20 protein-coding genes and 2 tRNA genes are annotated in these 20,464 nt (G+C 68.1%); 7 read left to right on the forward strand and 15 right to left on the reverse strand.

Annotation, left to right across the window (positions count from 1 at the left end; all coding sequences use genetic code 11):
* Positions 1–41: 41 nt before the first annotated feature.
* The 4 genes from FB381_RS00770 to FB381_RS00785 all read right to left on the reverse strand — a co-directional run bounded on the left by FB381_RS00770 (position 42) and on the right by FB381_RS00785 (position 3,280).
* Positions 42–377 carry a DUF3817 domain-containing protein gene (locus FB381_RS00770; RefSeq protein WP_141778524.1) on the reverse strand — a complete coding sequence of 112 codons (336 nt, stop codon included), beginning with the start codon at positions 375–377 and terminating at the stop codon, positions 42–44.
* On the reverse strand, positions 374–1,255 hold the full coding sequence (locus FB381_RS00775; RefSeq protein WP_141778525.1) for an SURF1 family protein: 882 nt from the start codon (positions 1,253–1,255) through the stop codon (positions 374–376). Before FB381_RS00775 ends, FB381_RS00770 begins: the two co-directional genes overlap by 4 nt.
* Before the next feature lie 22 nt (positions 1,256–1,277).
* Positions 1,278–2,177 (reverse strand): hypothetical protein, encoded by a 900-nt coding sequence (locus FB381_RS00780; protein ID WP_141778526.1) that lies wholly within the window; start codon positions 2,175–2,177, stop codon positions 1,278–1,280.
* 98 nt (positions 2,178–2,275) lie between these two features.
* On the reverse strand, positions 2,276–3,280 hold the full coding sequence (locus tag FB381_RS00785) for a TauD/TfdA family dioxygenase (RefSeq protein WP_141778527.1): 1,005 nt from the start codon (positions 3,278–3,280) through the stop codon (positions 2,276–2,278).
* Between the two features lie 299 nt (positions 3,281–3,579).
* On the opposite strand from FB381_RS00785, the gene FB381_RS00790 reads away from it, so the two are divergent.
* The 3 genes from FB381_RS00790 to FB381_RS00800 are packed head-to-tail and all read left to right on the forward strand — an operon-like array spanning position 3,580 to position 5,074.
* A complete protein-coding gene (locus FB381_RS00790) occupies positions 3,580–4,089 on the forward strand; it encodes a hypothetical protein (RefSeq protein ID WP_141778528.1) in 510 nt (169 codons plus the stop codon).
* 42 nt (positions 4,090–4,131) lie between these two features.
* Positions 4,132–4,470 carry an ArsR/SmtB family transcription factor gene (locus tag FB381_RS00795; protein ID WP_141778529.1) on the forward strand — a complete coding sequence of 113 codons (339 nt, stop codon included), beginning with the start codon at positions 4,132–4,134 and terminating at the stop codon, positions 4,468–4,470.
* A 1-nt stretch (position 4,471) separates the two neighbouring features.
* Complete coding sequence (locus FB381_RS00800) at positions 4,472–5,074, forward strand: SRPBCC domain-containing protein (protein ID WP_141778530.1); 603 nt, start codon at positions 4,472–4,474, stop codon at positions 5,072–5,074.
* Between the two features lie 19 nt (positions 5,075–5,093).
* On the opposite strand, the gene FB381_RS00805 is transcribed toward FB381_RS00800, so the two are convergent.
* The 4 genes from FB381_RS00805 to FB381_RS00815 form a co-directional block, all read right to left on the reverse strand.
* Positions 5,094–6,689 carry an amidase family protein gene (locus tag FB381_RS00805; RefSeq protein WP_141778531.1) on the reverse strand — a complete coding sequence of 532 codons (1,596 nt, stop codon included), beginning with the start codon at positions 6,687–6,689 and terminating at the stop codon, positions 5,094–5,096.
* Between the two features lie 266 nt (positions 6,690–6,955).
* Positions 6,956–7,031: transfer RNA gene (locus FB381_RS00810), tRNA-Ala, on the reverse strand.
* A gap of 16 nt (positions 7,032–7,047) precedes the next feature.
* Positions 7,048–7,167 (reverse strand): DLW-39 family protein, encoded by a 120-nt coding sequence (locus tag FB381_RS24015; protein ID WP_211352288.1) that lies wholly within the window; start codon positions 7,165–7,167, stop codon positions 7,048–7,050.
* Between the two features lie 95 nt (positions 7,168–7,262).
* Positions 7,263–8,207, reverse strand: a complete 945-nt coding sequence (locus FB381_RS00815; RefSeq protein WP_141778532.1) for a hypothetical protein — start codon at positions 8,205–8,207, stop codon at positions 7,263–7,265.
* Between the two features lie 72 nt (positions 8,208–8,279).
* On the opposite strand from FB381_RS00815, the gene FB381_RS00820 reads away from it, so the two are divergent.
* Together FB381_RS00820 and FB381_RS00825 are read left to right on the forward strand one after the other, a co-directional pair.
* A complete protein-coding gene (locus FB381_RS00820) occupies positions 8,280–9,209 on the forward strand; it encodes an MBL fold metallo-hydrolase (protein ID WP_141778533.1) in 930 nt (309 codons plus the stop codon).
* Between the two features lie 116 nt (positions 9,210–9,325).
* Positions 9,326–10,318, forward strand: coding sequence for an IS481 family transposase (locus tag FB381_RS00825; RefSeq protein ID WP_141778534.1), 993 nt, complete (start codon positions 9,326–9,328; stop codon positions 10,316–10,318).
* A gap of 77 nt (positions 10,319–10,395) precedes the next feature.
* Here FB381_RS00825 and FB381_RS23765 read toward each other — a convergent pair whose 3' ends face one another.
* The gene (locus FB381_RS23765) at positions 10,396–10,611 is read right to left on the reverse strand and encodes a hypothetical protein (RefSeq protein ID WP_170225002.1); all 216 of its coding nucleotides are present in this window, start codon (positions 10,609–10,611) and stop codon (positions 10,396–10,398) included.
* Between FB381_RS23765 and FB381_RS00835 the strand changes: the two genes are divergently transcribed.
* Together FB381_RS00835 and FB381_RS00840 are read left to right on the forward strand one after the other, a co-directional pair.
* Positions 10,610–11,461 (forward strand): esterase/lipase family protein, encoded by an 852-nt coding sequence (locus tag FB381_RS00835; RefSeq protein WP_141778536.1) that lies wholly within the window; start codon positions 10,610–10,612, stop codon positions 11,459–11,461. The two genes, FB381_RS23765 and FB381_RS00835, sit on opposite strands and share 2 nt — an antisense overlap.
* Before the next feature lie 86 nt (positions 11,462–11,547).
* A complete protein-coding gene (locus FB381_RS00840; protein WP_141778537.1) occupies positions 11,548–12,207 on the forward strand; it encodes a TetR/AcrR family transcriptional regulator in 660 nt (219 codons plus the stop codon).
* 426 nt (positions 12,208–12,633) lie between these two features.
* Here FB381_RS00840 and FB381_RS00845 read toward each other — a convergent pair.
* From FB381_RS00845 to recF, 6 genes are all read right to left on the reverse strand, one after another.
* Positions 12,634–12,707: transfer RNA gene (locus FB381_RS00845), tRNA-Ile, on the reverse strand.
* 204 nt (positions 12,708–12,911) lie between these two features.
* Entirely contained in the window at positions 12,912–13,487 is a 576-nt protein-coding gene (locus tag FB381_RS00850) for a DUF3566 domain-containing protein (protein ID WP_141778538.1), read from the reverse strand.
* Entirely contained in the window at positions 13,487–16,201 is a 2,715-nt protein-coding gene (gyrA, locus tag FB381_RS00855; RefSeq protein WP_141778539.1) for a DNA gyrase subunit A, read from the reverse strand. The genes FB381_RS00850 and gyrA overlap by 1 nt, the downstream gene beginning before the upstream one ends.
* Before the next feature lie 61 nt (positions 16,202–16,262).
* Entirely contained in the window at positions 16,263–18,467 is a 2,205-nt protein-coding gene (gyrB, locus tag FB381_RS00860; RefSeq protein WP_141782537.1) for a DNA topoisomerase (ATP-hydrolyzing) subunit B, read from the reverse strand.
* A gap of 204 nt (positions 18,468–18,671) precedes the next feature.
* Positions 18,672–19,265 carry a DciA family protein gene (locus FB381_RS00865; RefSeq protein WP_246087900.1) on the reverse strand — a complete coding sequence of 198 codons (594 nt, stop codon included), beginning with the start codon at positions 19,263–19,265 and terminating at the stop codon, positions 18,672–18,674.
* Complete coding sequence (gene recF, locus FB381_RS00870) at positions 19,258–20,406, reverse strand: DNA replication/repair protein RecF (protein ID WP_141778540.1); 1,149 nt, start codon at positions 20,404–20,406, stop codon at positions 19,258–19,260. Before recF ends, FB381_RS00865 begins: the two co-directional genes overlap by 8 nt.
* Positions 20,407–20,464: the final 58 nt, after the last annotated feature.

The raw sequence follows: 20,464 nt of genomic DNA on the forward strand, positions 1-20,464 counted from the left end.
AACGTCCCGATCCTCCCACAGTGCCGGTGGCGGCCCTGTGATCAGGAGGCCGCGCTCTCCGCCAGCTTGGGAGCGATGCGGCTGGCGACGCGACGCTCGACCCAGAAGATCAACCCGGGCACCAGGCCGGCGATCATCATCAGCAGGAACTCCGGCACCGTCCAGCGCGCCTTCTGCGTCAGCAGGAACGCGACGATCACGTAGACGATGAAGATCCAGCCGTGGGCGACCCACAGCGGCGTCATCGCGTCACCGAAGGACTGCAGCGCGCTGCCCTCGGGCAGCAGATACTTGAGCAGCGAGCAGATGGTGCCCACGAGCAGCAGCACACCGACGACGTACGCAAGCACCTTGTAGGTGCTGAACAGCTTGTTCACGCGTCTGAGCGTACGCCCGCATCCTGAGGCGTTCTCTCAGGGTCTGCTTCGCTGTGGCTGTCGTCGACGGCGTCATCGTCGTCATCGGCGTCATCGTCGTCCTCGTCGGGGCGCGGGTGCAGGGTGTCGCGCACGTAGCGCCACCACACGTAGATCCCGAAGACCGCGAACAGCCACCACTCGATCGCGTAGAGCAGGTTGCGCAGTCCGGCGGTCGCCTCCGGCTCGGGCAGCTTGGGAGCAGGCACCTCCGCGACATCGGTGGCACCGTCGTTGACCGGCATCGAGCTGGCCGGCCAGCCGTCCTCGATCGGAGCGCGCACGACGTAGGCGCTGTAGAGGTCGTAGCTGGTGCGGGAGATCAGGTCGGAGATGTCGAGCTGCGGATAGATGTTGTCGGACTTGCGGTCGTCGGCGACATCGGTCCAGTCACTGGGCTGCAGCCATCCGGTGACGGTCACGTGGCCACGCGGCGCGGGCGGCGCGCTGCCGACCTCGGGGGTCCAGCCGCGTACGACGTAGACGGCCGACTCGGTGTCCTCGACGAGCACCGGCGTGACGGCCCAGAAGCCCACCTGCGAGCCGCGCTCCATCCCGTCGATGAAGATGGTCTCGTCGGGCATCCAGATGCCGGAGACGGTCACCGGGCGCCCGATCTGCTCCCAGGGGAAGGCGTCGTTGTGCCCGATCACGTCGGCGAACGTCTTCGGCTTCGCATGCACCAGCTGGGCGATCTGGTCCTGCTTGTCCTCCTGGCTCGACTGGTACTGCCAGATGCCGAGGAGGACCGCGCCCGATACGAAGACCAGCACCAGCAGGTGAGCACCCCACATCCGGGGGGAGAAGATGCTCCGTGGGGGACGGGTCTGGGCGGCCATAGCGCTACCAGAGTACGGGTGGTCAGTCACAGACGGCGAATGGGACGGCCTCTGCCTTCACCAGCTCGGCCGCGCGCACCGGATCGGTCACCCGAAACCCGATCCGCCCGGACGACGGGTCGGCGACCCCGTCGGTGAAGACCTTCTTGTACGCCGCGTCCTGGTCTCCCAGCGCGAGCCGGTAGAACAGGTCGTCACGGTCTTCGCCGAGGCGCACGGTGGCCAGCCCTCCGCCGAACTCGACCGAATAGCTCGTCACGGGCGCCAGCCTGGTCTTCTCCTCGGGGCCGCCCTCGGCGCACCCCTTGACGACGTAGGTCGAGGTCGCCGGCCCTCCGGCAACGGCGACGATGTCGTCGTGAGCCGCCCAGTTCTCGACGTCGGCGGCCGCGGTGTTCTTGGTGATCAGATGGGTCTTCGAGTCGAAGGTCGCACCCTTCAACGGACCGACACCGGCCTTGATGGCTTTCGCGGGATCCACCTGGTCGGCGACCCTGATGACGAAGCCGGTCTTCGCGCCGCCGGCGAACCTCGCCTCCCAGACCACGTCGGCCGCACCCCACCTGAACGAGTCGCGCAGTCGCTGGTCGACGCCCCGGAGCACCCCGCCACTGACCTGGGCTGCCTCCTTGTCGGCCCGTCTCCACAGATCCTGCTGGTCGGCCGGACTCGACCTGCTGGTGACGTCTTCGAGCCCGAAGAGCGACTTCACCTCGTCGTAGTCGGTCACCGACAGCGTCTTCGCACCCACCGGCACGAGCGTCATCGCGGCCTGGGCCGGGTCCATCGTGGCCTCGTACGCAGGGTAGGACTCCTGCGTGGGAGCAGCCGCCGGCTTCTTCGGCGCGCTGTCGTCGCCGCAGCCGGCCAACGCCAGGGACACCGCAGCCAGCACCGGGATGCCCCATCGCCTCGCGTTCACGTGATGAGTATCGCCGATCCCCGGGACGGCATACGGAAGTATCGAAAATAGATGGAGGCCGCAGGCATGATGCCTGCGGCCTCCTGGATCCCGAGCGTTCAGCGTCCGGCGCTGGTGAGCTCAAGGGATTCGGGGAAAGGCTCGAGCACGGGATCGATGATCCGCGAGGAAGCCTCGGAACGAGCGACCCGGCTGCGGCGCAGGTCCTTCACCGTCGTGAGACGACGCAGCCAGCGGTCGGTGCCGTCGTAGCGGGCCGTGAACGGCTTGCGGCCGTGCAGGGCGCGGTGGTTGTCGACGATGAGCACCTCACCGGGCGCGAGCGCGACATCCTCGACGTTGGCGGAGAGCTCCATGATCAGCAGCTGGAGCGCGCGGTCGGCCTCGACGTCGCCGGGCAGCGCCGCCATGTAGGGCGGGTCGAGGCGTACGTCGGGTGCCTGCGGCGAGCCGGAGAGCACCGCGGTCGGCACGGCGAGGAGCTCGTCCTCGTTGACACCGGCCAGGCGAAGGTTGCGCAGGTGCTCGTCGTCGGGGTGGATCACGAAGCGAGGCTCGAACAGCGGAGCGTATTCGGGGCCGGTGACGTCGATCGAGCTGATGCCGACCGCGGTGGTCGGGATCAGGTCGTGGTTGCGCAGGGCGATCAGACCGAGGTGGTCGCAGCGCAGGTCGCTGAACGCGTCCTCGATGTGCAGGTCGAGGAGGACGTCGCTGCTGTGGCCGGTCTGCAGGCTCTCCTGCTTCTGGATCGGCAGGATGTTGTTGACCAGCTGGCCGCCCTGCAGCGACGACCACGAGACGGCGTCACCGAGCTGGGCCATGATCAGCGCGAGCCAGAAGTCGGCCGCGTGCGGCTTCTGCGCGTCGGGGTGGTTCCAGTGCGGCGGGGTCGGGCCGGCGTCGACCGGAAGCCCGCTCACGACCAGCGCGCCGGTCGCGTCGCCGTAACGGAACGCGCGGATCGCCTGGGCGACACTGGCGGGAAGCTCACCACCGAGGAACGGCGCGGTCTCGAGGAACTCGGAGGAGACCGGGCTCTCGAACCGGGCGAGCAGGGACGCCGCCAGCTTCGCTGCGGCCTCGGACTCTGCTGGGGTCATCTCGACCCTGGTGACTACGGACTGTGTGCCCACAACATTGACCTTTCGGACATTGTGGCGAGGGTTTGTCAGAGTGAAATCTGGCGTTCCCACCAAAGGATTGCCTTACTTGTCATCTACTTTGTTCCGCCGTACGGAATTCAAACGAGTGATAGGTCCAAATAACGAGACGATAGGTATTAGGCCCCTTGCGCAAAGGCCGTGAACCTGTTTAGGGAATGTATCGACATTGCGGTTCAACAGTTGCCTGACTGCTGCTTTGATAGCGGGAACCGACCGGCGCCACTACGCTCCGGCCCATGGGCGCAGCGATCATCTCGGGACTCTTCGCGGTGGCGCTCGCGTGTCTCGCCTGGATGTTCAAGAACGGCAGCCGGCGAGCCCGGCTCCTCAACCGGATCGAGCGATACGCCCAGATCCTCGACAACCTTCCCGACGACCATCCGGCCCGGGCCCATCTGGACGCGGTGCTCGCCGCCGACACCGAGCAACTGCTCGCACTGACGGGGCGACCGACCGGCCACGGCGCGTACGAACCCACACCCACCGACGACGACGCTGACAAGGACGAGGACGTCATCGACTGGATGGGTGACGAGCAGGAGCGTCGCATCTCGCCACCTACGGCCCCCTCGACCCCCGTCGCCCCGCCTCTGTCACGCGCCGGCAGGAGCAAGGGGGTCACCAACTCCACACTGCCGCCCCGGCGCGCACTGCTGTCCGGGAACGGCTCGATGATCCTCTGGGTGCTGGCCGGCCTGTTCGCCGTCGCGACGGTCGGCCTGGTGGTCAACGCCCTCTGGTTCTGACATGCCTTGACAGGCATATTCCTGTCTGGGCATATTAGATGCGTGCCTACCCGAGACGTCTTCAGCGTGATCGCCGACCCCACGCGTCGGCAGATCCTCGATCTGCTCTGCCAGCGCGAGATGGCGGTGAGCGAGCTCGTCGAGACGCTCGGGCTCGCCCAGCCCAACGTGTCCAAGCACCTGCGCACCCTGGGTGACGCAGATCTGGTGCACGTGCGCATCGACGGCCCGCGCCGCCACTACCGGCTCCACCCCGAGCGGCTCCGCGACCTCGACGAGTGGCTGATGCCCTACCGCCGGATGTGGGCGGGCCGCCTCGACGCGCTCGAGAGGCACCTGGACCAGCTCGACGACGAGCTCGACAACCACCTGGAGGACTGAGATGACCGAGACCACCACAGGCCCGTTGGGCGACGTGCTCCGCGACGGCGAGCGGACGGGCCTTCGCTACGTACGCCTGCTCCGCCACTCCCCGGAGAAGGTCTGGCGTGCACTGACCGAGCCGGACGGCCTGCGCCACTGGTTCCCGACCGACATCGTCGGGGAGCGAGCCTCCGGAGCGCGGCTGCGCCTCCCGTTCTGGCCCGAGGGCCTGGAGCTGGCGAGCACCACCGAGGCGCTCGACGGGATGGGGGTGGACCCGGGCAGCTACGTGTCGGAAGGCGAGCTGCGCGTCTGGGACCCGCCCCACGTCTTCGAGCTCACCTGGGGGATGGACGGTCGCGCCGAGCTCACCGACCTGCTCCGTTTCGAGCTCGAGCCGACCGACGACGGCACCCGCCTCACCTTCACCACGTGGCTCGGCGGCTCCGCCGGCAACACCGACACCGCGGTCGGCTGGCACGTCTGCCTCGACCAGCTCACCGACCTCCTCGACGACGGCCCCACCGCGCCGACCGAGGAGTCCGCTGCCCTCGTCGTCCAGCGGGTCACGGCCCGCAGCGACGAGCTGCGGCCTTCGTACGCCGCTCTGCTCTCGTCGTGACCGGGACCCTCCTCGCCGCTCAGCCGCGGCGTGGGTCGATCGGGGTCATCGCCTTGCCCATGCCGTCCTGGATCGCCTCCCCGGCCTCGAAGCAGAGATCCTCGCGGAACCGGTCGGCCACGACCTGGACACCGATCGGCAAGCCGTCGTGCAGGCCCGTCGGCACGCTCAGGGCGGGCAGCCCGAGCATGGCCAGCGCGAGCATGGGCTGCTGCGCTGCCAGGATCGATCTGAAGGCGTCCGGGCCCTGCTGGTCCAGGTCCACCGGGAACTGGGACCGCAGGGAGACCGGCGTGACCACGACCGCGTAGTCCTGGAGGAGCCGGCGCCACTCACGCTGGTAGACCTCGCGCTGACCCAGCTTCGTGGAGAAGTCGGCGAGGCTGAGGTCGGGGGTGACCTCCAGCCACGTCTTCAGGGCCGTCTTGATGGCCTGGTCACCGTCCTTCTCCACCGCCGCGGCGAAGCCGTATCGGCTCTCGGCCATGACGAGCGGCGACCAGAGGTCGGCCAGCTCGGCGAGGTGAGGGAGCTCGACCTCGTCGATCCCGTAGCCGGCCCGTCGCAGCGCCGTGGTGGCACGGCGCACTGCCTCTCGTACGGATGCGTCGACGGAGTCGTCGCCTCCGGGCAGGGTCAGCACCGCAGCGCGCCGCGGAGGCTCGGGCACGCTCTCCGGCGCGGGGACAGCGGTCCACCCCGGATCACGCACGTCACGGAGCGCCAGAGCCTCCAGGCCGATCCGGAGGTCGCCCACCGTTCGGGCGAGAAGGCCCTGCGTCGACATCAGCTGGGTCATCATCGTCCGGGGAACCTCGGCCGTCGACGGGTTGAACGCCGCGACCCGGCCCATCGTCGGTCGCAGCCCGCTGACGCCGCACGCCCAGGCCGGGTAGCGCACCGACCCCGCGATGTCGCTGCCGTGGGCCAGCGGGCCGATGCCGGTGGCCACGGCCACCGCGGCGCCGCCGCTCGACCCACCCGGCGTGACCTTCGGGTCCCAGGGGTTGACGGTCCGACCGTGCAGGTCGTTGTCGGTGAACCATCGGAAGGAGAAAGCGGGCACGTTGGTGCGCCCCAGGATCACGGCGCCGGCCCGGCGGAGGTTCGCGACCGGCGCACTGTCCTCGGCCACGACTGCGTCGCGGTAGGCGACCACTCCGTTGGTGGTGGCGTGCCCGGCGAGATCGACGTTGATCTTGACCGTCACGGGCACCCCGTGGAGCACGCCGAGCGTCGCTCCCGCGCGCACCTGCGCATCGGCGGCGTCAGCCGCCGCGAGCGCCTCGTCCTCCAGGCTCTCCGCGACCGCGTTCACGGTCGGGTTGACCTCGCGAAGCCGGGTCAGGCAGCTCTCCGTGACCTGGCGGCTGCTCACCCGGCGCGTGCGCACGGCGCGGGCGACGTCGGCCGCGGCCCACGTCCACAACGGCCCGGTGGGCAGCGGACCGTGGTCGTCGACCGGGCCGCGTCCGACCGCCTGTCCCGGGTCCGCCGCGGCAGCACCAGGGGTGGTGGCCGCCAGCGACGTGGCCCCCGCCACGCCGAGTGCGGCCGTCAAGGCCGAGCGTCGCGACAACCGGCCGGCGGGACGAGGGGCTTCAGGGGTCTCCATGTGGGTTCCTTCCGCGGCGGCTCTCGGCTGTGGTCACGCGGATCGTGATCAGCCGCCGTTGGCTCCGGAAGCGTCCCATGGTGTGGCCGACGTCACATCTGCGCTTTTCCTAGCCCCGGCCCGGGCATCGATTGAGCGCGTACGCAGTTGGATCCCCGCCCACGGGTTCTCAAAGACGACACAGCGTCGTCAGGTAGTTCGTCAGGATGTGGCCCTCCGGCCACTGACTCCGGCTTGCGCGCTTTCGCGTTGTGCCTGGTCAGAGTTGGTGGAGCATAGGGGACTCGAACCCCTAACCCCCTGCTTGCAAAGCAGGTGCGCTACCAATTGCGCCAATGCCCCGAGCGGTCTGCGCCGGTCACCTCACCGTGTCGGTCGCGTCGGACCAGTTGCCCTTCTCGGGGCTGGACTGGTCGAGCTTCTTCTTGGCGAGGATGATGCCGGCTCCGGCCAGCACTACGAGGACGAGCTTCTTCATGTCTTCTCCTGCTGGTCGTGTCGGACATCGCTGCCCGGTGAGACGCGGCAAGCGTACCGGCCTGCTGGGAGCCGTACGAAATCAACCGGCCGAAATCAACCGGCCTCGGGGTCGGGCTCCAGACCGAGGGCGGCGATGGGGGTGCAGGTCATGTGGGTGCTCGCCCACATCCGGCCGGTCAGGAGCCCGAAGCCGTACGCCGAGGGGCGGCTGTAGGGCGAGGCGCCCGACTCGTAGGTGGCGATGAGCTCGCCGTCGACCTCGACGATGGCCTCGGCCATGTTGGGGAACTTGAAGGTGCGGCGCACCGCGCCGACGCCGCCGTCGGACGTGCGCTCGCAGATGAAGAGGGTGCTGGGGCGGTGGCGGCCGAACGAGGAGGAGAAGACGTACTCGTCGCGGCGGACGACGACACCTTGGACCTTCGGAGGCGTGGTGGTCGAGACGACCGGCTCGGAGAAGTCCCACTCGCCGCTCTCGGCCTTCTCGTAGGCGAAGAGGGTCTGCTTGCCGAACCCGCCGAGGTAGAGGCGGTTTCCCCGCAGTCGGCAGTAGGAGCCGGCAGCCACCTTCGCCGGAGGCTCGGTCGGCTCGACCTCGGCCCCCTTCTCCGCCGAACGGATCGCGGAGAGCGAGTAGCGGTAGAGCCGGCCGGCGCCACCGGTGCCCTTGCAGACCCACACGTCGTCACCGTCGATCGCGACGCCGCCCGCGTGGCCGGGGCCGGCCTTGCCCCGGTAGCCCGCGAGGATCACCTCGCCGGCGTTCTCTCCCGACTTCGGGTCGACCAGGACGAGCGCCGATCCGCGGTCGTGGGAGTAGTAGCTCTGCGCCAGCAGGTTGGTCTCGGGGTCATAGCCGAGCCCCTGCGGCGTCCAGTCGTGCGCACCTCCGGTGGCCAAGGTGTTCGGGATGACCGGCCCGACCCGCCCGCCGAGCTTCCGGGTCCAGCGAGACGTACGGTTCACTCCCTGCCTCACCCAGCGACGCGTACGCCACGGGAACGAGTCGAGGTCGAACGGCAGGTCGATCTTCGTCATGTCTGTGATGTTCGCATGTCGTTCCTACCGTGGGCGGATGGCATCCCGTGGCGGTGTCGGTACGTTCCCGATGTGACCAGCGATGCGACTGCTTCTTCTGCCGCCCTCTCGCCCCGCGACCTGTTCGGCGCTCTGAGCGGGTTCGGCCGCGGCCTGCTGCGGCCCCGGCGACCCGACGACCGGCTCCTCGCCTCGATCAGCGACGCCGGCCTGCCCCGGGGAGACCGAACCGTCACGGTGCGTCCGTTGCCGCAGGTCTCACGTGCCCTGCCCGCCGGCGGCATCATCGAGGGCGCCGGGCCCCTACGCCGCGTCCGGAATGCGATGACCGGCTTCGTCGTCGAGCATCCCGACGCCACGTTCGTCGTCGATCCGTCCTACTGCCGCGACGCTCCCGAGCGAGCCCTGGCAGAGCTCCCCGGCATGCTTCGCCGCCTGGTCGCACCGCCGGCAGACACGGTGGCCACCGTCGACTCGCTGCGCGCCGCCCAGGTGCGGCCCGACTTCGCCCTCCCCACCCACGCCCACTGGGATCACGTCTGCGGCCTCCTGGACCTGCCCAGCCTCCCGGTGCACCTGCGCACCATCGAGCGCGACTGGATCCTCGGCCCCGGGCCCGCACCTGTCGGGGGAGTGCGCCCCGCCCTGACCGACGGACGGTCCGTCGAGACGTACGACCTCGGTGGGCCGCCCGTCGCGACCTTCACCGCCTCCCACGACATGTTCGGCGACGGCTCGGTCATCCTGGTCGACCTCGCCGGCCACACGCCGGGAAGCATCGGGGTCCTCGCCCGAACCGCCACGGGGTGGGTCCTGATCGCTGGCGACGCCGCCTGGCACTACGACCAGGTCGACCTGATCAGGCAGAAGCCGTCGTTCCCGGGAGACTTCGTCGACGAAGACCGAGACGCCGCCTTCGCCGCTCTCCACCGCCTTCATCTGGCTCGCCACCAGATGCGGATCGTCCCGACCCACGACCACGATGCCACCAGCCTGCTCTAGATGTGATGTCCAGGGAGGTTGTACCGCCCTGGGACGGTGAGTCTGCTGAGAGGTGAAGGCCTCCGGTTGTGAAGTGGAGCTGTCTAGTTCACACACTTCACCGACCGGAGGCCTTCGTGTCCCACGCTAACGCTGCCCTGACCCCACGCGCTCGTTTACGACTCGCCCAGCTCGTTGTCGAGCGCCGGTGGACCTACGCTGCCGCAGCCAAGATGTTCATGGTTGCCCCACGTACCGCGAAGAAGTGGGCTGACCGGTACCGGGCCGAGGGTCCGGCCGGCATGCGCGACCGCAGTTCACGACCACGCACCAGCCCGACTCAGACCAGCCCGGACCTGGTCCGCCAGATCGTGCGCCTGCGGTGGCGACACCGCCTCGGCCCGGTCCAGATCGCCGGCCGGCTCGCGATGCCGGCTTCGACCGTGCACGCCGTGCTGGTGCGCTGCCGGATCAACCGGCTTTCCCACATCGACCGAGCCACCGGTGAACCGATACGCCGCTATGAACATCCGCACCCGGGTTCGCTGATCCACGTCGATGTCACCAAGTTCGGCAACATCCCCGACGGCGGCGGCCACCGCTACGTCGGCCGCCAGCAAGGCGAACGCAACAAACGCGCCACCACAGGGCTCCCGAAAGGTGCCGACTACAAGCCACGTACCGGCAAAGCATTCGCGCACACCGTGATCGATGACCACTCACGCCTCGCCTACGTCGAGATCTGCACCGACGAGAAGGCCGACACCGCCGTCGGGGTCCTACAGCGAGCAGTGGCTTGGTTCACCGAGCACGGCGTCACCGTCGAACGCGTTCTCTCCGACAACGGCAGCTGTTACCGCTCCTTCGCCTGGCGCGACGCCTGCGCAGACCTCAACATCAAGCACAAACGGACCCGTCCGTACCGGCCCCAGACCAACGGGAAGATCGAGCGTTTCCACCGGACCCTGGGCGAGGGATGGGCCTACGCACGCTTCTACAACTCAGAAGCCGAACGTCGAGCAGCCCTCCCAGGCTGGCTTCACTTCTACAATCACCACCGAGCCCACAGCGCCATCGGAGACCAACCACCCATCAGCCGATTGACCAACGTCCCTGGACATCACATCTAGAACCCGGAAGAGGCCCCGAAGGAGGATGCAGGCCTCGACGGTGCACGCGGTCCTCGTACGCTGCCGGGTCAACCGGCTCACCCACATCGACCGGACCACTGATCCACGTCGATGTCACCAAGTTCGGCAACATCACCGCCCCCATCGGACAGTTCCTGCTCTCTGGCATCCGTCATCGCGCTGGGCGAAAGTCCGCGCTCGGCGACCATCCGGAAAAGGACTCTTGTTTCAAAGTCGCATTCATGTTCCAATCTGGTGACCCCCATCACTTTTAGGCGTTCGGAGAGACCCATGAAGAAGATCGTCACCTGTCTGGCGACCGCGCTCGTGGCGGTTCTGGCCAGTCTGGCGGTGGCCGCGCCGGCCACCGCCGCGCCCACGTCGGGCATCAACGACTGGACCTGCCGGCCGAGCGCTGCACATCCGGAACCGGTCGTGTTGTGGCACGGCCTGGGCAGCAGCGGCGACGTCGGCATGCTGCTGCTCTCCCAGCATCTCAAGAGCCAGGGCTACTGCGTCTACTACAAGACCTACGGCACCACCCACTGGGGCCCGTTCATCGGCGGGCTCGCCTCGATGCGCGAGAGCGCGGTCGAGCTCGATGAGTTCGTGGAGAAGGTCCGAGCCTCGACGGGTGCGAAGAAGGTCAGCATCGCCGGACACTCCGAGGGGACGACCGTACCGGCGTACTACCTGAAGTTCCTCGGCGGTGACAAGGTGGTCAAGCACTTCGTCGGGTTCGGCTCGAACTTCAAGGGGAGCACTCTGGGGGGTCTGCAGCAGCTCGCGGACCTGCTCGGGTTCCGGCCGATCCTGGACGCCGGCGGCTGCACGTCCTGCAACGAGTTCGCTCCGAACTCGGAGTTCATGAAAGACCTCAACGAAGGTGGCGTGAGCGTCCCCGGACCCAGCTACACCAGCATCGTCACCAAGTACGACGAGGTCGTCACGCCCTACACCAGCGGCATCCTCGCGCCGGCGAGCAATGTGAATAACGTCGTTCTCCAGGACGTGTGCGCGGTCGACCTCAGTGGCCACCTGGGCCTGGCCTGGGACCCGAACGTGTTCGCGCTGGTGACCAACGCGCTAGACCCGGCGAACGCCAAGCCCGTCGGCTGCGTCCCGATGCCCTGGCTGTCCTGACCGTCTCGCGGAACGCCACACCCCCGGCACCGAAGATCGGTGACGGGGGCGAGGCATCCCGACCAGGGTGCTCTAACCTCGGTGCAGTGACGCCACGCAACAGCACCAGCGGCAAGACCACGGGCAAGCAGCAGAGGGTGATCCGCGGCCTGGACGCCGACCAGCGCCGTGAGCAGCGCCGGCAGGCCCTGCTGGATGCGGCGCTCGAGCTGTTCGCCGCGCAGGGCTTCGTCAACACCTCGATCGAGCAGCTGTGCCAGCACGCTTACGTCGCCACCAAGTCCTTCTACGAGTCCTTCGACGGCCGCGACGACCTCTATGGCACCCTGCTGCAGCAGATCACCGACCGAGCCTTCGCACGGCTCGCGAGTGTGGTCGATGAGGCACCCGACGAGGAGACCAGCACCCGCTTGCTGCTTGCCGAGCTGGCGCACACTTTCGTTGATGACGTCCGGATCGCGCAGGTCACCTTCGGCCAGGGCAGCGCCATCACGCCGGCGGCTGAGCGACAGCGCCGCGAGAACCGCCGCGCGGCCGCCGCGTTCGTCGAAGACTTGTGGGTCGGCTACGGCACCGTCCTGACAGAGCGCTACCACGGGATCGTGATCGGCTTGATCGGCGGTCTGTTCGACATCATCGCGGACTGGGTCCTCGACGTACCCGCAGCGGGACCCACCCCGGCCATGGTGGAAGAACTGATCACCCGCCTGAGCGATTTCTACGACGCCGTACGCAACGGCAGCTAGGTGATTGATGCACAGGCTGACCTGCTACGTGCCTGCTACGTGACTGATGGAGGCTGACCTTGAACTCCCCAGCGGTGTGGCGGCTCGCGATGTAGCGATCCGTCACACTTCGGATTCATTAGCCCGCGCAAGCAGACATGGCTTCGGTCCGGGGCAGCTACCAAATTTTGGGCAGGTGCCCGGGGGCACCGCCGCTTGCCGTTCCCCACATTGATGTCGCTCCTCGCTGGTCGGAGTTCATCGGCAGGCGGCCAGGCGCGAACCTCTGGGACGCCGCCAAGAAGGTCGAGTACCTCTCGGGTACCACGAAACCGACAACCCCGATTCAGACGACACCGAGGCCCCCAAGACAGAGGTTGAGGGCGAGGAGGAAAAGGGCGCCTGACAAGCAGAAACGCCCCGAACCGGAGTTCAGGGCGAATGCTGTGCGCTTAGGAGGACTTGAACCTCCGACCCCCACATTATCAGTGTGGTGCTCTAACCGTCTGAGCTATAAGCGCAGGCGCCAACTGGAGGGTGGAAGCCCCTACCAGCAGGCGAGAGGAAACATTACCCGGCCGCCGCCTGCGGAGCCAAAACGGTGACACGTCGGCAACCTCGGGGAGGAACTGCGGACAGAACTGCCGCCTGCACACATGAACCTGGGGAGGGTCGTCCGAACTGTGTTCGGACGACCCTCCCCAGGTGTGAAGAGCGGGCGCGGCTCAGTTCTCCGTCAGCTCGACCTCGACGCCACCGAGCAGCGCGGCGGCCATGTTGTAGAGGAACGCGGCCAGCGTGGCGACGGCGGTCATCAGCACGATGTTGAACACCGAGACGACCATCGTGAAGCCCATGATGCGGGCGAGGCCGAGGTAGTCCTGCACGTTCCAGCCGGCGCTGGAGTCACCGACGACGTCCTGCACGGCCTGGTTGATCGAGTCCCAGACGCCGGCGGCGCCGAGCACCAACCAGATCACGAAGACGGCCACGATCATCACGACGCTGAGCGCGATCGAGAGCAGGAAGGCCATCTTCATGACCGACCACGGATCGATCCGGCTCAGGCTCAGCCGAGCTCGGCGCGAGCCGGCCGACGAGGCCTGCGCGGCGCCGGCCGGGCCCGAGGTGCGGGCGGTCGACGCCACCGCGGACGCGGCCGCCGAGGTCGTACGTTTGAACTCACCAGCGGCGTTGGCAACCTTGCCTGTGATCCGCTGGGTCACCGGCTGTGATTCGGTCTCGTTCCGCTCGGTCATCGCGCCTCCCCCGGTCGTGCGCTCTGCGGTGCGGTCCGTCATCAGGATTCATCTTCCGTAGTGGTCTCGGACGACTCCCCATTCTCGCCGTCCCCACCGATTGTTACATCATCTGCAACCTCTGTCGCGGCGACGACTTCATCCTCCGCCTCGACGTCGACCTCGCGGGCCTCGACCGAACGGGCGACGACGGCGACCGAGTCACCCTTCTTGGGCGAGACGAACTTGACGCCCTGGGTGGAGCGACCGGTGGCGCGGAAGTCGGCGTTGATCGGGCTGCGTACGACCTGGCCGCTCGCGGTGATCGAGAGCACCTCGTCGCCGTCGACCACGATGAACGCACCCACCAGACCGCCACGGTCGGTGTTGGAGAGGGCCATCGTCTTGATGCCCAGGCCGCCGCGGGACTGCAGGCGGTAGTCGGAGATCTTGGAGCGCTTCGCGAAACCACCGTCGGTGATCGTGAAGACGAACTGCTCCTTGACCTCGTCGGGCGACTCCTCGCCGGTGACCGGAGCGTCGACGTCGGGGGTGTCCTCGTTGGCCTCGGAGAGCCCGGCCGCGATCTCGGCGGCGACGTGCTCGGCCCGGATCACCGACATCGACAGCAGCGAGTCGCTCTCACGGAACTTCATGCCGGTGACGCCGGACGTGGCCCGGCCCATCGGACGCAGCTGGTTGTCGTCGGCACGGAACCGGATGGCCTGGCCCTTGCGGGAGACCAGCAGGATGTCGTCCTCGGAGTTGACCAGCTGGGCGCCGATCAGGGCGTCGTCGTCCTCACGGAAGTTGATCGCGATGACGCCGGCCTGACGCGGCGAGTTGTAGTCGGCGAGACGCGTCTTCTTGACCAGACCGGAGCGGGTCGCCAGCACCAGATACGGCGCCTGCTCGTAGTCGCGGATCGCGAGCACCTGGGCGATCGACTCGTCGGGCTGGAACGAGAGCAGCCCGGCGACGTGACCGCCCTTGGCGTCACGCGCGGCCTCCGGCAGGTTGTAGGCCTTGATCCGGTAGACCCGCCCGGCGGTGGTGAAGAAGAGCAACCAGTGGTGGTTGGAGGTCGCGATGAAGTGCTCGACCACGTCGTCACCGCGCAGGGTGGCGCCGCGTACGCCCTTGCCGCCGCGCTTCTGGGTGCGGTACTCGCCCGCGAGCGTGCGCTTGGCGTAGCCACCGCGGGTGATCGAGACGACCAGGTCCTCATCGGGGATGAGGTCTTCCATGGAGAGGTCGCCGACGGCGGCGATGATCTGCGTACGCCGGTCGTCGCCGTACTTCGCGACGATCTCGTCGAGCTCCTCGTCGACGATCCGACGCTGACGGGAGACGTTGGCGAGGATGTCCTCGAGGTCGGCGATGATGACCTCGAGCTCGGCGAGCCGGTCGACGATCTTCTGCCGCTCGAGCGCCGCCAGGCGACGCAGCTGCATGTCGAGGATCGCGTTGGCCTGCACCTCGTCGATCTCCAGCAGCCGGATCAGCCCCTGGCGGGCGTCGTCGACCTCGGGGGAGGAACGGATCAGCGCGATCACCGCGTCGAGCTGGTCGAGCGCCTTGACCAGACCGCGCCAGATGTGGGCGTCCTCCTCGGCCTTGCGGAGCCGGAACTCCGTACGCCTCCGGATCACGTCGATCTGGTGCTCGACCCAGTTGGAGATGAACTGGTCGATCGAGAGCGTGCGCGGCACGCCGTCGACCAGCGCCAGCATGTTGGCGGAGAAGTTGGTCTGCAGCTCGGTGTGCTTGAGCAGGTTGTTGAGCACGACCCGGGCGACCGCGTCACGCTTGAGCACGACCACGAGCTGCTGGCCGGTGCGCGAGGAGGTGTTGTCCTTGACGTCGGCGATGCCCTGCACCTTGCCGGTGTCGGCGAGGTCGGCGATCTTCTGCGCGAGGTTGTCCGGGTTCACCATGTAGGGCAGCTCGGTGATGACCAGGTTGGTGCGGCCCGACTTGTCTTCGTCGACCTCGATCACCGCGCGCTGGGTGATGGAGCCACGGCCGGTGCGATAGGCCTGCTCGATGCCCTCGCGGCCGACGATCAGCGCGCCGTTGGGGAAGTCGGGCCCCTTGATGCGCTCGATCAGCGCCTCCTGGAGCTCCTCGCGGGTCGCGTCGGGGTGCTCGAGGGCCCACTTCGCGCCGGAGGCCACCTCACGCAGGTTGTGGGGCGGGATGTTGGTCGCCATGCCGACCGCGATGCCGGCCGAGCCGTTGACCAGCAGGTTGGGGAACCGGGCCGGCAGGATCGCCGGCTCCTGGGAGCGGCCGTCGTAGTTGGGGCCGAAGTCGACGGTGTCCTCGGTGATGTCGCGCACCATCTCGAGGGCCAGCGGCGCCATCCGGCACTCGGTGTAACGCATGGCCGCGGCCGGGTCGTTGCCGGGCGAGCCGAAGTTGCCCTGGCCGTTGATCAGCGGGTAGCGCAGCACCCACGGCTGCGCGAGCCGCACCAGGGTGTCGTAGATCGCCGAGTCGCCGTGCGGGTGGTAGTTACCCATCACCTCACCGACGACGCGGGCGCACTTGGAGTAGCCGCGGTCGGGGCGGTAGCCACCGTCGTACATCGCGTAGAGCACGCGCCGGTGGACCGGCTTGAGGCCGTCGCGTACGTCAGGCAGCGCTCGGCCGACGATGACGGCCATCGCGTAGTCGATGTAGCTGGCCTGCATCGACGCCTGAAGCTCGACGGTCTCGATCCGGCCGCCGTTGGGGACGATCCCGGAGGAGCCTTCCGAAGGAGTCTCGGTCACGATTTCTCTTTCTGCATGGGTCTATCTGTGAATGCCGGTGGCCTGTCGAGCCGCGCGGGCATCAGATGTCGAGGAAACGTACGTCCTTGGCGTTGCGCTGGATGAAGGAGCGCCGCTCGGCGACGTCCTCACCCATGAGGATGGAGAAGATCTCGTCGGCGTGGGCGGCATCCTCGAGGGTGACCTGCAGCAGGAGACGCTGCGAGGGGTCCATCGTGGTCTCCCACAGCTCGTCGGCGTTCATCTCACCCAGACCCTTGTAGCGCTGGACCGGGTTGTCCTTCGGCAGCTTCTTGCCCTGCTCGAGACCGTCACGCATGAGCGCGTCGCGCTCGGCGTCGGAGTAGACGAACTCGTGCTCGGCCGGCTTGTTCCACCGCAGGCGGTAGAGCGGCGGCTGGGCGAGGTAGACGTAGCCCTGCTCGATCAGCGGCTTCATGAACCGGAACAGCAGCGTCAGCAGCAGCGTGTTGATGTGGTGACCGTCGACGTCGGCGTCGGCCATCATCACGATCTTGTGGTAGCGCAGCCGGTTGATGTCGAAGTCGTCGTGCACGCCGGTGCCCAGCGCGGAGATGATCGCCTGGACCTCCTGGTTGGCGAGCACCTTGTCGATCCGGGCCTTCTCGACGTTGAGGATCTTGCCTCGGATCGGGAGGATCGCCTGGATGCGCGGGTCACGGCCCGACTTCGCGGAGCCACCGGCGGAGTCACCCTCGACGACGAAGATCTCGCACTCTTCGGGGTTGGTCGACTGGCAGTCGGCGAGCTTGCCGGGCAGGCCGCCACCGCCGCCGATGCCCTTACGGTTGCGGGCCAGGTCGCGCGCCTTGCGGGCCGCGACGCGAGCGGTCGCGGCGGCCATCGCCTTACGGATGACCTCCTTGCCCTCCGCCGGGTTCTGCTCCAGCCACGCGCCGAGCTCGTCGTTGATCACCGACTGGGTGAAGCCCTTGACCTCGGTGTTGCCGAGCTTGGCCTTGGTCTGGCCCTCGAACTGCGGCTCGACGATCTTGAGGCTGATGATCGCCGTCAGACCTTCACGGATGTCGTCACCCGTGAGCCGGTCCTCCTTCTTCTTGATCAGGCCCCACGTCTCGCCCCAGCGGTTCATCAGGGTGGTGAGCGCCGACCGGAAGCCCTCCTCGTGGGTGCCGCCCTCGGGGGTGTTGATGTTGTTGGCGAAGGTGTGCACCGACTCGTTGTAGGACGAGGCCTGCCACTGCATGGCGACCTCGAGGCTCATCGGGTTCTTCACCTTGGCGTCGGTCTCGGCCTCGAAGGAGATCACCGAGGAGACCGGCACCTTGCGCTTGTTGAGGTGGTCGACGTAGTCGGCCAGGCCGCGCTCGTACATGAACGTCTGCTCGAGCGCCTTGGTGCCGTTGGTGCTCGCGTGCAGCGCGTCGGGAGCGTCGGTGTCGTGCTCGATGGTGGCGTCTTCGACGGCGTCGGCGATCTCGTCGACGTGCGGACGCTCGTCACGCAGCACGATCTTGAGGCCCTTGTTGAGGAAGGCCATCTCCCGGAAGCGGGAGGAGATCGTCTCGAGGCTGTAGTCGGTGGTCTCGAAGACCTCGTCGGAGGCGTACCACGTGATCGTGGTGCCGGTGGGCTCGTCGGTCTCGAGGTCACGGACCGCGCGGAGGTCGTAGTCGGGCACGCCCTGGGTGAACTCCTGCTCCCAGAGCTTGCCGCGGTTCTTGATCTCCATGTGCAGGCGTGTGGAGAGGGCGTTCACGACGCTCGACCCCACACCGTGCAAACCACCGGAGACCTTGTAGCCGCCGCCGCCGAACTTTCCCCCGGCGTGCAGCACGGTCAGCGCCAGGGTCGCAGCGGGTACGTCACGGCCGGGTGCGGTGTCGGTCGGGATGCCGCGGCCGTTGTCGGCGACGCTGACGCCGCCGTCCTCGCGCAGCGTCACCCGGATGGTGTCGCAGTAACCTGCGAGGGACTCGTCGACGGCGTTGTCGGTGATCTCCCACACCAGGTGGTGCAGACCCCGGGTGCCGGTCGAGCCGATGTACATACCCGGTCGTTTACGGACCGCTTCGAGCCCTTCGAGAACCTGGATGGCAGAGGCGTCGTACTCGACCCCTTCTGCGGTCTTGTCGTCCGTGGTTGGAGTCGTCTGGTCGGCAGCGGTCACCGGTGCGATCCACCTGTCATTTCGGTCCGGATTCGGACGTGGCGTCGGTCGGGCATGCGATGGGCCGACCAGCGACGGGGAAGTGGAACCTACGGCGATCGACCCAACATCCATAATACCCCGCGGAAGCCCGGATTCCACGCATGCGGCCTCCAGCGGAGGGCAACTGTGACCGAAATGAGCCTCTGTGCGTCTCGTGACGGCGGCTCTGCGCGTCCAGCAGGGGGCTCAGTGAGTCCCCATACGGCCATGGGGCGCCTGAAGCGGCAGATCGCGGCTCACGCCGATGGGCTCGAACACTTGTGCAAAGTGGGGGTCTCAGCCGTAGGTGTCGCGCGGGCCACGGCCGTCTCGCAGGCCCCTCGGGCCTTTCTTCCACGAGGGAAGATGCGGGCCGAGCACCTCGATCATCACGACGGTGCCGTGGCCCAGCTCCTGGTTGAGCCGCTTGACCAGGTTGGGGGCGAGCAGCTTGAGCTGGGTGGCCCACGCGGTGGAGTCGGTGCGCACCGAGAGCTTGCCGTCGGCGTACGACTCGGGGGTGGTGTGGTCGGCGATCTCCTCACCGACGATGTCGGGCCAGCGGGCCATGACGCCGTGCACGCGCAACGAGGTGTCCCAGCCGTGGTCGTCGACCATGCGGCTCACCACCGCGTCGATGAGCTGCGGATCGCGGTCGTCGGGCCTGGCGCCGGAGACCCGCCCGCGGCGCGGCCCACCGTCAGGCGGCGTACGCCGCTTCCGCTGCGTCCCGGCCTTCGGCGCCGGCATCCTCGCCGTCGCGCGGGTCAGGGACCGGGCCAGGTCGAGGCCGTCGGCAGGCTTCTCGGCGATCTCTTCGGTGGTCTCGTCGGCCTCGGCGCCGTCGGTCTCGGCGTTCGGCTCCATCTCCGCACCCGGCTCATCAGTCACCGCGGGTCACCTCGCCGGCAGCGACATGGAAGCGGGCACCCGCGAGCGCGGCGGGCACGTCCTCGGGCACCGCGGCGGTGACCAGCACCTGCTCGGCGTCGGCGACCAGCTCGGCCAGCTGCACGCGACGCTGGCTGTCGAGCTCGGCGAAGACGTCGTCGAGGATGAGGATCGGGTCGTCACCGTCGGACCGCAACAGGTCGTAGGCAGCCAACCGGAGCCCGAGCGCGAACGACCACGACTCCCCGTGGCTGGCGTAGCCCTTGACCGGGAGGCGCTCGGCGCCCGCACCGTGGCCGAGGAAGAGCTGCAGGTCGTCGCGGTGGGGGCCGACGAGGCTGATCCCACGGTCGAGCTCGTCCTTCTGCCGGCGGGCGACCTCTTCGAGGATCGCCAGCTGCAGATCTGCGGGGGAGGTCGCACCGGCCAGGTCGAAGGACGGTTTGTAGTCGATCTCGGCGTCGTCGCGCGAGGCGCCTCGGGCGACCGTCTCGTAGGACTTGCCGAGATAGGGCCGGAGCGCCTCGGTGAGCGAGAGCCGCTCGGCGAGGATCTCGGCGCCGGTGCGGGCGAGATGGTCGTCCCAGACCGCGAGGGTGGCGAGCGCTCCCTCGCGAGCGCTCCCTCGCGCGAAGCCGGCCGTCTTCAGCAGCGAGTTGCGCTGCTTGAGCACCCGGTCGTAGTCGCTGCGGGTGCCCGCCAGTCGCGGCGAGCGCAGCATCATCAGGTCGTCGAGGAAACGGCGGCGGTCGGACGGGTCGCCCTTGACGAGGGTGAGGTCTTCGGGAGAGAAGACGACGGTGCGCACGAGTCCGACCAGGTCACGGGTGCGGGGGAGCGGGCTCTTGTTGATCCGGGCCTTGTTGGCCCGGCCGGCATTGATCTCGACCTCGAGGGTGGCGGTGCGTCCGTCGCGCACCACCGCGGCGCGTACGACCGCCTGGTCGGCGCCCGCCCTGACCAGCGGCGCATCGCTCGCGACCCGGTGGGACTGCAGCCGGGAGAGATAGTCGATCGCCTCGACCAGATTGGTCTTGCCCTGCCCGTTGCGCCCGACGAAGGCGGTGACGCCCGCCTCGAGGGGCACTTCGACGCTCGGGTAGGAGCGGAAGTCATGGAGCGAGAGGTGGGAGACGTACATCGTGTTTCCTCTCTCGTTGATGCTCTCGTTGCTGCGTCGTCGGTGCGGAGTCTTTAAG

The organism is Nocardioides albertanoniae (genome assembly GCF_006716315.1).
GTDB lineage: Bacteria > Actinomycetota > Actinomycetes > Propionibacteriales > Nocardioidaceae > Nocardioides > Nocardioides albertanoniae.